This is a genomic window from Tepidiphilus olei (assembly GCF_006980705.1).
Taxonomy (GTDB): Bacteria; Pseudomonadota; Gammaproteobacteria; order Burkholderiales; family Rhodocyclaceae; genus Tepidiphilus; species Tepidiphilus olei.
Map to the genome: position 1 here is coordinate 382,149 of NZ_SBHO01000001.1, position 12,762 is coordinate 394,910.

The window sequence follows — 12,762 nt, forward strand, 5'->3', positions numbered from 1 at the left end:
GGTATAGTGTTTGGCCGCCTTTTCGTGCGCCAGGATACTCCGCCGGTCTCTCGTAACGGTACCCGGTCGATCCCGTAGCGCCACAGCGGCGCGCCCTTTCTTTCACCGTCATTGGATCCGAGTCGAGGAAAGCCTGACCATGTCCGAATCGTCGCCATCTGCCGGTCTCTATCGTCCCGAGTTCGAACACGACGCCTGTGGCGTCGGTTTCGTCGCCCACCTGAAAGGCGTCAAACGCCATGACATCGTCACCCAGGGGCTGGAGATCCTGAAAAATCTCGATCACCGTGGTGCCGTGGGGGCCGATCCCCTGCAAGGCGATGGGGCGGGGATCCTCATTCAGATTCCCGATCGGCTCTACCGCGAAGAGATGGCCAAGCAGGGAGTGACCCTGCCGCCGGCCGGCGACTACGGCGTGGGGATGATTTTCCTGCCGCAGGAGACTGCCTCGCGCCTGGCCTGCGAGGAAGAGATCGAGCGGGCGGTACGTGCCGAGGGACAAGTGGTGCTCGGTTGGCGCGACGTGCCCGTCGATCGCACCATGCCCATGTCGCCGGCGGTGAAGGCCAACGAACCGGTGATCCGGCAGATCTTCATCGGTCGTGGTCCGGAAATCATGGTCACGGATGCGCTCGAGCGTAAGCTCTACGTGATCCGGCGCCGCTCGGCCAACGCCATTCGTGCGCTCGAGCTCGAGCACGCCAAGGAATTCTACGTCCCTTCCATGTCGGCGCGCACCGTGGTCTACAAGGGGCTGCTGCTCGCCGACCAGGTCGGGCGCTACTATCGCGACCTCGCCGATCCGCGCACCGAGTCGGCGCTCGCGCTGGTGCACCAACGGTTCTCGACCAACACCTTCCCCAAGTGGAACCTCGCCCATCCGTTCCGGATGATCGCGCACAACGGCGAGATCAACACCCTGCGCGGCAACTACAACTGGATGCGGGCACGCGAGCGGGGCGTCTCATCCACCTTGCTGGGCAAGGATCTGGAAAAGCTCTGGCCCATCATCTATCCGGGACAGTCGGATTCGGCCTCTTTCGACAACGCGCTCGAGCTCCTGGTGATGAGCGGCTATACGCTTGCCCACGCCATGATGATGCTCATCCCCGAAGCCTGGGAGGCACACACCCTCATGGACGAGCGGCGTCGCGCCTTCTACGAGTACCACGCGGCGATGATGGAGCCCTGGGATGGCCCGGCGGCGGTGGCCTTCACCGATGGCCGCCAGATCGGGGCGACGCTCGATCGCAACGGCTTGCGGCCGGCGCGCTACCTCGTCACCGACGATGATCTCGTCGTCATGGCGTCCGAGGCCGGCGTGTTGCCGATTCCCGAAGAGAAGATCGTGCGCAAGTGGCGCCTGCAGCCGGGGAAGATGTTCCTCATCGACATGGAGCAGGGCCGCATCATCGACGACAAGGAGCTCAAGGAGACGCTCGCCAACGCCAAGCCCTACCGCGAGTGGATCCAGCGCATCAACATCAAGATCGATTCCCTGCCCGCGCCCGGCAGCGCCGCCGTGTATGCGGCGCAGTCGCACGTCCCCATCCTTGATCTGCAGCAGGCTTTCGGCTATACCCAGGAAGACCTCAAGTTCATCCTCGATCCCATGGCCGAGACGGGGGAGGAGGCGGTGGGATCGATGGGCAACGACGCGCCGCTCGAAGTGCTCTCGGAGCGGCCCAAACCCATCTACCATTACTTCCGCCAGCTCTTCGCGCAGGTGACCAACCCGCCGATCGACTCGATCCGCGAGCAGATGGTGATGTCGCTCGTCTCCTTCATCGGTCCGAAACCGAACCTGCTGGAGCTGAACGAAATCAACCCGCCCTACCGGCTGGAGGTGCCGCAGCCGGTGCTCGATTTCGAGGCGATGGCCAAGCTGCGCGACATCGCCCGTTTCACCAAGGATCGTTTCCGCAGCCACGAGATCGACATCTGCTACCCCGTGTCCTGGGGCAAGGAGGCGGTGGAGGCGCGGCTCGCCTCGCTGTGCGCCCAGGCCGAGGATGCGGTGCTCAATGGTTACAACCTGCTCATCGTGTCCGATCGCAAAGTCGATGCCGAGCACGTCGCCATCCCGGCGCTGCTGGCCACTTCCGCCATCCACCAGCACCTGGTCAACAAGGGGCTGCGTACCCGCACCGGCCTGGTGGTCGAGACCGGCTCGGCGCGCGAGGTGCACCATTTCGCCGTGCTCGCGGGCTACGGGGCGGAGGCCGTGCATCCCTATCTCGCGCTGATGACGCTGCGTGAGCTCGCCAACGGCGACGAGAAACAGGAGAAGGAATACGTCAAACACTTCATCAAGGCCATCGGCAAGGGGCTGATGAAGACGATGTCCAAAATGGGCATCTCGACTTACATGTCCTACACCGGCGCGCAGATCTTCGAGGCCGTGGGCATCAAGCAGTCGGTGTGCGACAAATACTTCACCGGCACGGTGAGCCAGGTGGAGGGGCTGGACGTCTTCGATCTGATGGACGAGGCGATCCGCCTGCACCGGGCGGCGTTTGGCGAGAACCTCTTCCTCGAGAACCGGCTCGACGTCGGCGGCGAGTACGCCTACCGGCGCTTCGGCGAGGAGCACATGTGGACGCCGGACGCCATCGCCAAGCTGCAGCATGCCACGCGCTCGGGGCGTTTCGAGACGTACGAAGAATACGCCCGCATCATCAACGACCAGAGCCGGCGTCTCATGACCCTGCGCGGCCTCTTCCGGTTCCGCAAGGCGGCGCAGCCGATTCCGCTCGAAGAGGTCGAACCGGCGAGCGAGATCGTCAAGCGCTTCGCCACGGGAGCGATGTCGCTCGGCTCCATCTCCACCGAGGCGCACACCACGCTCGCCGTGGCGATGAACCGCATCGGCGGCAAATCCAATACGGGTGAAGGCGGCGAGGACCCGGCGCGCTTCAAACCGATCGCCAAACCGACCAAGCTCTCCGAGGTGATCGGACCGCATCGCATCGCCCGCGATCTCGAGCTCAAGCCCGGCGACAGCCTGCGCTCGGCGATCAAGCAGGTGGCGTCCGGCCGCTTCGGGGTGACGGCCGAATATCTCGTCAATGCCGATCAGATCCAGATCAAGATGGCGCAAGGCGCCAAACCCGGCGAGGGCGGTCAGCTGCCGGGGCACAAGGTCACCGAGTACATCGGCTTTCTGCGCCACTCGGTGCCGGGCGTCGGCCTCATTTCGCCGCCGCCGCACCACGACATCTATTCGATCGAGGATCTGGCCCAGCTCATCCACGACCTGAAGAACGTCAATCCGAAGGCTTCGATCTCGGTGAAACTGGTGGCCGAGGTGGGGGTGGGTACCGTCGCGGCGGGCGTGGCCAAGGCCAAGGCGGATCACATCGTGATCGCCGGCCACGACGGCGGCACGGGGGCTTCGCCCATTTCCTCGATCAAGCACGCCGGTTCGGCCTGGGAGCTGGGTCTGGCGGAAACGCAGCAGACGCTGGTGATGAACCGCCTGCGCGGCCGGGTACGGGTACAGGTCGACGGTCAGATCAAGACCGGGCGCGACGTGGTCATTGGCGCGCTGCTCGGTGCCGACGAGTTCGGCTTCGCCACGGCGCCGCTGGTGGTCACCGGCTGCATCATGATGCGCAAGTGCCATCTCAACACCTGCCCGGTGGGGGTGGCTACGCAGGATCCCGAGCTGCGCCGGCGTTTCTCCGGGCAGCCCGAGCATGTGATCAACTACTTCTTCTTCGTGGCCGAGGAAGTACGTCGCCTCATGGCCGAGCTCGGCGTGCGCACGTTCGACGAGCTCATCGGCCGGGTGGATCTGCTCGACGTGCGTGAGGCCGTCGATCACTGGAAGGCCAAGGGGTTGGATTTCGGCAAGGTGCTCGCACGCATCGAAGCGCCGGAGGGGGTGGCCACGTACCACTGCGAGACCCAGGACCATGGGCTCGACAAGGCACTCGATCTGCGCTTGCTCGAACTCGCCAAGCCGGCGATCGAGGCGCGCAAGGTGGTGCACGCCGAGGTGCCGATCCGCAACGTCAACCGCACGGTGGGCGCGATGCTCTCCGGCCGCATCGCCGAGCGCCATGGCCATGAAGGCTTGCCCAACGATACGGTGCGCTTCACGTTCCGCGGCACGGCCGGGCAGAGCTTCGCCGCCTTCCTCGTGCGCGGCGTTACCTTCGACCTGATCGGCCAGGCCAACGACTACGTCGGCAAGGGGCTCTCGGGCGGGCGCGTCATCGTGCGCCCCGATCCGGTCTTCCGCGGCGAGGCGCCGGAGAACATCATCGTCGGCAACACCGTGCTCTACGGGGCGATCGAGGGCGAAGCCTACTTCAGCGGCGTGGCCGGCGAGCGGTTTGCCGTGCGCAATTCGGGGGCGGTCGCCGTCGTCGAGGGCGTGGGTGACCACGGCTGCGAATACATGACGGGCGGCACGGTGGTGGTGCTCGGGCGCACGGGGCGAAATTTCGCCGCCGGCATGTCGGGCGGCATCGCCTACGTGCTCGACATCGACGGGGATTTCGCGCAGAAGTGCAACCAGGTGCAGGTGGCGCTCGAGCCCCTGCCCGAGGAGCTGGAGGCTAGGGCGCAGTCCGACTTCGGCCCCGAACTCGAGACGCACGGTTTCGTTCGCATCGACCACCTGACGATGGGCGATGAGCTCATCCTCAAAGGGCTCATCGAGCGTCATGCGCGCCTCACCGGCAGCCGCCGCGCCAAGGAGATCCTGGCGCACTGGAGCCTGTGGCGCGCCAAGTTCGTCAAGGTGATGCCTCATGAATACCGTCGGGCGCTGCGCGAACTCGCTGCCGCGCGTGCGGCCAGCATGGCCTGATTCTCTCTGGAGACTGCAAGGAAATGGGTAAACCCACAGGTTTTCTCGAATACCGCCGCGTCACGGAAGCCTACGATCCGGTTCCCGAGCGGATCCGGCATTACAAGGAGTTCGTGCATCGACTCTCGGAGAACGAGGCGACGATCCAGGGCGCGCGCTGCATGGACTGCGGCATTCCTTTCTGCCACAACGGCTGTCCGGTGAATAACCTCATCCCGGACTGGAACGACCTCGTCTATCGCAAGCGCTGGCGCGAGGGTTGGAACGCGCTCGATGCGACGAACAATTTCCCCGAATTCACTGGCCGCGTGTGTCCGGCACCGTGCGAGGCGGCCTGTACGCTCAACATCAACGATGATGCCATCGGCATCAAGTCGATCGAGCGTTTCCTCATCGACCTCGCCTGGGAACGCGGCTGGGTGCTGCCGCATCCGCCCAAACGCAAGACCGGCAAGAAAGTCGCGGTGGTCGGCTCCGGTCCGGCGGGCATGGCGGCGGCGCAGCAATTGGCGCGCGCCGGGCACGAGGTGACGCTCTTCGAGAAGAACGACCGCATCGGTGGCCTGCTGCGCTACGGCATCCCCGACTTCAAGCTGGAGAAATGGCTCATCGACCGGCGGCTGGCGCAGATGGAGGCCGAAGGGGTGCGTTTTCGCACCGGCGTGCTCGTCGGGGCGTCGGATACTCCCGCCGCAATCCAAAACGCGGCCAAGAGTTTCGTCTCCGCCGAGGAGCTGCGCCGTGAGTTCGACGCGGTGGTGCTCGCCGCGGGCTCGGAAGTGCCGCGCGATCTGCCGGTGCCGGGACGCGAGCTCGAGGGCATCTACTTCGCCTTGCAATTCCTCATCCCGCAGAACCGCGAAGTGGCTGGCGACGCACCCAATCCGATCTCGGCCAAGGGCAAGCACGTGGTGGTGATCGGCGGCGGCGACACCGGCGCCGACTGCGTGGGAACGGCGATTCGCCACGGTGCCAAATCGGTGACCCAGCTCGAGCTCATGCCCCGTCCGCCCGAGCAGGAGGACAAGGCCCTCACCTGGCCTTACTGGCCGAACAAGCTGCGTACCTCGACCTCTCACCTGGAAGGGGAGGTGAAACGCGAGTTCGCCGTGCTCACCAAGGCATTCCTGGGTGAGAATGGCCGCGTGCGCGCGCTGCGCCTGGCGCGGCTCGACTGGAGTGGCGGGCAGATGAAAGAGATCCCGGGCTCGGAATTCGAGATTCCCGCCGATCTCGTGCTGCTTGCCATGGGATTCGTCCATCCGCTCGGGGCACTGCTCGAAGCCTTCGGCGTGGAAAAAGATGCGCGCGGCAACGCCGCGGCGCCGACCGAAGGCCCTGGAGCCTACGCCACCAGCGTGCCGGGCGTGTTCGCTGCCGGGGACGTGCGCCGCGGCCAGTCGCTGATCGTTTGGGCGATCCGTGAGGGGCGGGAAGCGGCCCGTGCGGTCGATCTCTATTTGATGGGCGAGAGCATCCTGCCGGCCTGATCGGCAGGCTTCGTCATGAATCTCGAGGAAGCCGGCCGCCTTCGTGGCCGGCTTCATTTTTTGGAGTGTGCATGGACGATCGACTCTCTCGCAGCGAACGACTGATCGTGGTGCGGCTCGCCGCGGTCTTCGCGCTGCGCATGCTGGGGCTCTTTCTGATCCTGCCCGTCTTTGCCGAATACGCGCGGCATCTGCCCGGTGGCGGGAACGAGGCGGCGATCGGCTTGGCGATCGGTATTTACGGTCTCACCCAGGCGGTGTTGCTGATTCCTTTCGGCGCGGCCTCCGACCGCTTCGGGCGCAAACCGGTGATCGTCGCCGGACTCGCCCTCTTCGTGGTAGGCAGCCTCGTGGCTGCGTTTGCGCCGGATCTGCACTGGGTCACCGTGGGGCGAGCGCTGCAAGGCGCGGGGGCGATCTCGGCCACCGTGACGGCACTGGTGGCCGACCTCACGCCCGAGACGCACCGCACGCGCGCCATGGCCATGATCGGCTCGACCATCGGTCTCTCCTTCGCCCTCTCTCTGGTATTGGGGCCGGCGCTCTACGGCCTGGTGGGCATGCGCGGCATCTTTCTCCTCACGGGCGTGCTTGCCGCCGGCGCGGCGGTGATGGTCTGGCGCAGCGTGCCCACTCCGTCACGACCGGCCGCGCCCGTGGCCGCGTCTCGCGCCTCCCTGTGGGCAGTGCTCAAGGACGGGCGTCTGCTTCGGCTCGATGTAGGCGTGTTCTCGTTGCATTTCATCCAGATGGCGATGTGGGTGGTCGTGCCAGGGGCGCTGGTCAAGCATGGCGCACTGCCACTGGAAGATCACTGGAGCGTTTATTTGGTCGCGGTGCTCTTCTCCTTCACGGTGATGGTGCCCGCCATCGTCTTCGCTGAGCGGCGTGGCCGCCTGAAAACGGTCTATCTCGCCTCCATCGCGCTGCTTGCCGTGGTGCAACTGGGGTTTGCCCTGTGGGCGAGGGATCTATGGACGATCGGACTGTGTCTAACAGCATTTTTCATCGCCTTCAACATTCTGGAAGCGACCCAACCTTCTTGGGTATCGCGCATCGCGTCGCCGCAACGGAAAGGGGCGGTACTTGGCGTTTATAACACCTTGCAATCTTTAGGGTTGTTTTGCGGTGGATGGATGGGCGGGTTGATCGCACAGCACCTCTCTCCTCAGGCGATCCACTGGGTGGCGGCGGGGCTCGCGCTCGCGTGGTATGCTTTGAGCCTCGGGTTGCAGCCTCCGGCACGCCCGCAAGATTCGCAATCTTTATGAGGATGGAACGATGGCATCAGTCAATAAAGTGATCTTGGTTGGTAACCTCGGCCGTGACCCCGAGACCCGCTACATGCCCAGCGGCGAGGCCGTGTGTAATTTTTCGCTGGCCACCTCCGAAACTTGGAAGGACAAGGCCACGGGTGAGCGCAAGGAGGCCACCGAGTGGCATCGCGTGGTGCTTTTCGGGCGGCTCGCCGAGATCGCCGCGCAGTATCTGCGCAAAGGTTCGTCGGTCTACATCGAGGGAAGTCTGCGCACGCGCAAATGGACCGACCAGAGCGGTCAAGAACGCTATACCACCGAGATTCGGGCCGATGTGATGAAGATGCTCGGTGGGCGCGGTGGTGCGGGAGCCGGGCCCGATGCGCCTTTGGATGAGGGAAACGCTTCGCCCGCCACTGCGCCTAGGCAAGGTGCTCAGTCTGCATCGACGGCCAAAAAGAATTTCGACAACGGTTTCGAGGAAGACGACATTCCGTTCTAGGGGCCGTGCCTCGGTCAGAATTTTCATGTGCGCCGAAAGATTCGTTTTTTTCGGATGGACCGAATATCCGTGCCGCGGAATCGAGGAAGGTAACGGCCATTACGGGGGCACTGTAAAAGAACCAACGCGAGCGCTTGCAGGGCAAAGATTCCGGAGCGTGGAATGCGAGGCAATGTCATGGATAAGCGAGCGCGTAGCGCCGCCATGCGGTCGCACGGTAGATCGTTCGAGATGTCCATAGGGAAGGGCATGACGTGGATTACGTGATTGCACACGAGGACGGAGTACTTACCGTCGATACGGGCTATCTGCGTCCGGGTTTGGCCGCGGTGCACCTGATCGTGCAGGATGGGCGGGCAGCGGTGGTCGATACGGGGGTGAATGCCTCGGTGCCGCGGGTCTTGGAAGCGCTGGCGGCGAGCCACGTTGCGCCCCAGGGAGTGGAATACGTGCTGCTCACGCACGTGCATCTGGATCATGCCGGCGGAACGGGGCATCTCATGGCGGCCTTGCCCAACGCCCGGCTGGTGGTACATCCGCGTGGTGCGCGCCACATGATCGATCCCTCGCGGCTATGGCAGGCAGCCGCTGCCGTCTATGGTGAAGCCGAAGCGTATGCCATGTACGGCCATTTGGTGCCGGTGCCCCCGGAGCGGGTGATCGCGGTGGATGACGGGCAGGTGTTCTTTCTGGGATCGCGCGCACTGACGGTGTGGCATACGCCGGGGCATGCTCGCCACCACGTGGTGATTCATGATTCGGTGGCACAGGCCGTTTTTACGGGAGACACTTTCGGCGTCTCATACCGGGAGCTGGACGTTGCGGGACGGGCGTCGGTGATTCCGACGACGACGCCCACCGAGTTCGAACCGGAGGCGCTCCATGCCTCCATCGATCGCATTCTCGCCGCCCGTCCCTCGGCCGCCTATTTGACCCATTTCGGGCGCGTGCGTGAGCTCGAGCGCTTGGCGACCGACCTGCATCGTCTGATCGATGCCTACGTCGAGGTGGCCCGGTCGGCCCGCGGCGAAGGAGTGGCGCGGCATCTGGAGATCCTCGCTGGTTTGCATGCCTTGATGCACGAGGAAGCGGAGCGTCAGGGCTGGCTAGTGCGGGGGGATGCGCTCATCGAGTTGCTACGTATGGATCTCGAGCTCAATGCCCAGGGTCTGGGCGTGTGGCTGGATCGGCAGCAGCTGGTCAGTACCGGATGAGTGAAGCAGTCGAACTGGAGCGACGCTTCGGGGGGATCGAGCGTCTCTACGGCAAAGGCGCGCTTGCCCGTTTGCAGCAAAGCAAAGTGGCGGTGGTGGGCGTGGGCGGGGTCGGTTCCTGGGCGGCCGAGGCGCTCGTGCGCAGCGGCGTGGGGGGAGTGCGCCTCATCGATCTCGACGTGGTGGCGGAATCGAACTGCAACCGTCAGATCCATGCGCTTTCCTCGACGCTGGGGCGTGCCAAGGTGGAAGCGATGGCAGAACGCTTGGCCGACATCAATCCTTCATTGTCGTGTGAGCTGATCGACGACTTCCTCACGCCGGAGAATTGCGCCGCGCTCGCCGCCGGGATGGACGCGGTGATCGATGCCGTCGATGCGGTCCGCGCGAAGGCGGCGTTGGCGGCGCACTGTCGGGCGCAGGGAATTTTTCTCGTGATGACGGGGGCAGCCGGAGGCAAGCGCGATCCGGCGCGACTCGAGGTGGCGGATCTGGCGCACACCGTACAAGACCCGTTGCTGGCGAAGACACGAGCTTCGTTGCGTCGCGAGTATGGGTTTCCGCGTGGCCGGGGCCGTTTCGGCATACCGGCGGTGTTCTCGCCCGAGCCAATGCGCCGCGATGCCCAATGCGATGCTCGCGCCGGACTCGCTTGCGCCGGCTACGGTTCGAGCATGATGATGACGGCCACGATGGGGCTGATCGCCGCCGAGCGCGTCGTTGCATGGCTGGTGCAGGAGGAGCGATGAGCGGGGTACCTGCGGTGATTCTCTTCGCGCACGGGGCGCGCGATCCGCGGTGGGCGGAACCGGTGCTCGCCTTGGCGCAACGGCTGCGGCAGGCGTTGCCCGAGGCGTTCGTGCAGCCGGCGTTCCTGGAATTTCTCGCGCCCAGCCTGTCCGAAGCGGTAGAGGCAGCGCTCGCGCTTGGCCATCGGCGAGTGACGCTGGTTCCGGTGTTCATTGCCGTCGGCGGTCATCTGCGCGAGGACCTGCCGCGTTTGTTGGCGCCTTTGCGCGCAGCGTATCCAGACGTCTCGTTCGAGGTGCTGCCAGCCTTGGGTGAATCCGAGAGGGTCCGGGAGGCGATGGCCGCGACCGTTTTGGAATGGATCGGGGCAGGCGAATGAAACGCTCGGGATCACTGTGGTAATATCGATGCACGAACGATAGCTCGCGAATGATCCATGCGTTTCCTGCTCAGCAACGACGATGGTTATTTCTCTCCTGGCCTGGAGGCGCTAGCACACGCGCTGCGTACCTTGGGTGACGTGACGGTGGTTGCGCCGGAACGCGACCGCAGCGGGGCGAGCAATTCGCTCACGCTCGATCGTCCGCTCATCGTGCGACGGGCGCCCAACGGGTTCTATTTCGTCAATGGCACGCCGAGCGACTGCGTCCATTTGGCGGTGACCGGCATGCTCGACGTGCAGCCGGACATGGTCATCTCGGGCATCAACATCGGGGCGAACATGGGCGACGACACCGTTTATTCGGGTACGGTGGCGGCCGCGACCGAGGGGTATCTGCTGGGGGTGCCGTCGCTCGCCGTGTCGTTGGTGAGCAAGTCGCCACAGGATTTTTCCGCCGCGGCCTACGTCACTCGTCGGTTGGTCGAGCGGCTCTTGTCCAAGCCCTTGTCGCGCCAGGCGGTGCTGTTGAACGTCAATATCCCTGATCTACCCTTGCCACAATTGAAAGGGTATCGGGTCACGCGTCTGGGAAGGCGACACAAGGCCGAGCCCGTGATCCCAGCCAAAAATCCGCGGGGAGAGACCGTTTATTGGATCGGCCCGGCGGGGAAGGCGGCCGAGGCGGGCGAGGGGACCGATTTCCATGCCGTCGCCGAAGGTTACGTGTCCATCACCCCTTTGCAAATGGACCTGACGCACTATGAGTTGCTGCCCGAGGTAGAAGGTTGGTTGCAGGAGACGGGCGCTCCATGAACCATGCTGCAGTACGCTTCGATGCCATTTCTTCGCGTGCGCTCGATCGTTTGCTCGACAAGTTGCGTCACGAAGGTATTCGCGATGAACGGGTGCTCGAAGCGATGCAGCGTGTCCCGCGCCACCATTTCGTCGAGGAAGGGCTGCAGCTTCGGGCCTATGACGACATCGCCCTGCCGATCGGGTTTCAGCAGACGATTTCCCAGCCCTATGTGGTGGCGCGGATGCTGGAGTTGCTGCTCGCCGGCCGCGAGCCGGGGCGTACGCTGGAAGTGGGTGTGGGTTGCGGGTATCAAACGGCCTTGCTGGCGCAACTCGCGCCGGAAGTCTACGGTATCGAGCGCATCCGGGCGCTCTTCGATCTGGCGCGAGAGAATCTTCGGCCGTTTCGTTTCGCGCACGTTCGCCTGAAACACGGCGATGGTATGTTGGGGCTGCCTGAGGTGGCGCCGTTCGATTCGATCATCGTCGCTGCGGCGGCGCCCGTCGTTCCGCCCGCGCTCGTGGAGCAGCTCTCTTTGGGCGGAAGGCTGGTCATGCCGGTGGGCGATGCGGTCCAGTCGTTGCGGGTGGTCGACCGAACTTCTTCCGGCATCGTGCTCTCAGAGCATGAACCGGTACGTTTCGTGCCCCTCCTGGGAGGAGTGGGTTAAATGCTTGGAAGGAGCCTTGAGATGACGAAAGGGTGGGGTCGCCGAGTGGCCTTCCTCTTGGGCTTGGCAGGGATTTTGGCGGGTTGTTCGAGCGCGGTCAAAGCGCCGGTGGCCGATCGATCGACGGGCGCTCCAATGGCTGCGTCAGCGACGGCAACGCAAGCGACACCCGCGGCCCCTGGCCCGGTCCATCACGTCGTTCAACCCGGTGAGACATTGCGCGGCATCGCGCGGCAATACGGGGTCTCGGTCGATGAGCTGGTAACGCTCAACCAGCTCTCCGATCCGAATCGCATCGTCGTTGGACAGACCCTCAGGGTTCGCGAAGGTCCGTCTTCGTCGCCGGCCGAGGCGAGTGGAGTGCAAGTGGTTCCGGTGCCGCTCGATGGTGCGCCTCAGGCGGTGAGCGCTGCGCCGGTGGTGACTTCGCCCAAGGGCGGGCGAACCGGTGCAGAGGCAACGTCCGCGCCCGTCGCCCCGAAGGCCGAAGACAAGGCGCCGGCGGCAGGCGAGGGCTGGCAATGGCCGGCAGACGGGCCGCTCCTGACCCGTTTCAACGGCACGAGCGTCAAGGGCATCGACATCGGCGGCAAGATGGGTGATCCGGTGCGCGCAGCGCTCGATGGTACGGTCTCTTACACCGGCGAGGGGATCGAGGGCTATGGACTCATCGTGATCGTCCAGCATCCCAACGACTACGTCTCGGTGTATGCCCACAACAGCAAAGTCCTCGTCAAGGAGGGCCAGCAGGTCAAGCGTGGTGAGGTGATCGCGGCCATCGGCCAGACCGGGAAGGACGTGAAGCAGCCGAAACTGCATTTCCAGATCCGCAAGGCCGGTCAAGCGGTCGACCCGCTCAGACTCTTACCGTCACGCTGAGGAG

10 protein-coding genes are annotated in these 12,762 nt (G+C 64.6%); all 10 read left to right on the top strand.

Annotated elements, in window-relative coordinates; all coding sequences use genetic code 11:
• Window positions 1-139 precede the first annotated feature (139 nt).
• The 10 genes from EPD80_RS01930 (at window position 140) to EPD80_RS01975 (ending at window position 12,758) form a co-directional block, all read left to right on the top strand.
• Entirely contained in the window at window positions 140-4,819 is a 4,680-nt protein-coding gene (locus tag EPD80_RS01930) for a glutamate synthase-related protein (protein WP_142808976.1), read from the top strand.
• 23 nt (window positions 4,820-4,842) lie between these two features.
• Complete coding sequence (locus EPD80_RS01935) at window positions 4,843-6,309, top strand: glutamate synthase subunit beta (RefSeq protein WP_142808978.1); 1,467 nt, start codon at window positions 4,843-4,845, stop codon at window positions 6,307-6,309.
• 71 nt (window positions 6,310-6,380) lie between these two features.
• Window positions 6,381-7,580 carry an MFS transporter gene (locus tag EPD80_RS01940; RefSeq protein ID WP_142808980.1) on the top strand — a complete coding sequence of 400 codons (1,200 nt, stop codon included), beginning with the start codon at window positions 6,381-6,383 and terminating at the stop codon, window positions 7,578-7,580.
• Window positions 7,581-7,590: 10 nt separating this feature from the next.
• Window positions 7,591-8,067 (top strand): single-stranded DNA-binding protein, encoded by a 477-nt coding sequence (gene ssb / locus EPD80_RS01945; protein WP_142808982.1) that lies wholly within the window; start codon window positions 7,591-7,593, stop codon window positions 8,065-8,067.
• Window positions 8,068-8,321: 254 nt separating this feature from the next.
• A complete protein-coding gene (locus EPD80_RS01950; RefSeq protein ID WP_142808984.1) occupies window positions 8,322-9,281 on the top strand; it encodes an MBL fold metallo-hydrolase in 960 nt (319 codons plus the stop codon).
• On the top strand, window positions 9,278-10,030 hold the full coding sequence (locus EPD80_RS01955) for a tRNA threonylcarbamoyladenosine dehydratase (RefSeq protein ID WP_142804736.1): 753 nt from the start codon (window positions 9,278-9,280) through the stop codon (window positions 10,028-10,030). The genes EPD80_RS01950 and EPD80_RS01955 overlap by 4 nt, the downstream gene beginning before the upstream one ends.
• The gene (locus tag EPD80_RS01960) at window positions 10,027-10,410 is read left to right on the top strand and encodes a sirohydrochlorin chelatase (RefSeq protein ID WP_142808986.1); all 384 of its coding nucleotides are present in this window, start codon (window positions 10,027-10,029) and stop codon (window positions 10,408-10,410) included. Before EPD80_RS01955 ends, EPD80_RS01960 begins: the two co-directional genes overlap by 4 nt.
• Window positions 10,411-10,467: 57 nt before the next feature.
• Window positions 10,468-11,226, top strand: coding sequence for a 5'/3'-nucleotidase SurE (surE, locus tag EPD80_RS01965; protein ID WP_142804734.1), 759 nt, complete (start codon window positions 10,468-10,470; stop codon window positions 11,224-11,226).
• The gene (locus EPD80_RS01970) at window positions 11,223-11,879 is read left to right on the top strand and encodes a protein-L-isoaspartate(D-aspartate) O-methyltransferase (protein WP_142804733.1); all 657 of its coding nucleotides are present in this window, start codon (window positions 11,223-11,225) and stop codon (window positions 11,877-11,879) included. The genes surE and EPD80_RS01970 overlap by 4 nt, the downstream gene beginning before the upstream one ends.
• A gap of 21 nt (window positions 11,880-11,900) precedes the next feature.
• The gene (locus EPD80_RS01975; protein ID WP_142804732.1) at window positions 11,901-12,758 is read left to right on the top strand and encodes a M23 family metallopeptidase; all 858 of its coding nucleotides are present in this window, start codon (window positions 11,901-11,903) and stop codon (window positions 12,756-12,758) included.
• Window positions 12,759-12,762 lie beyond the last annotated feature (4 nt).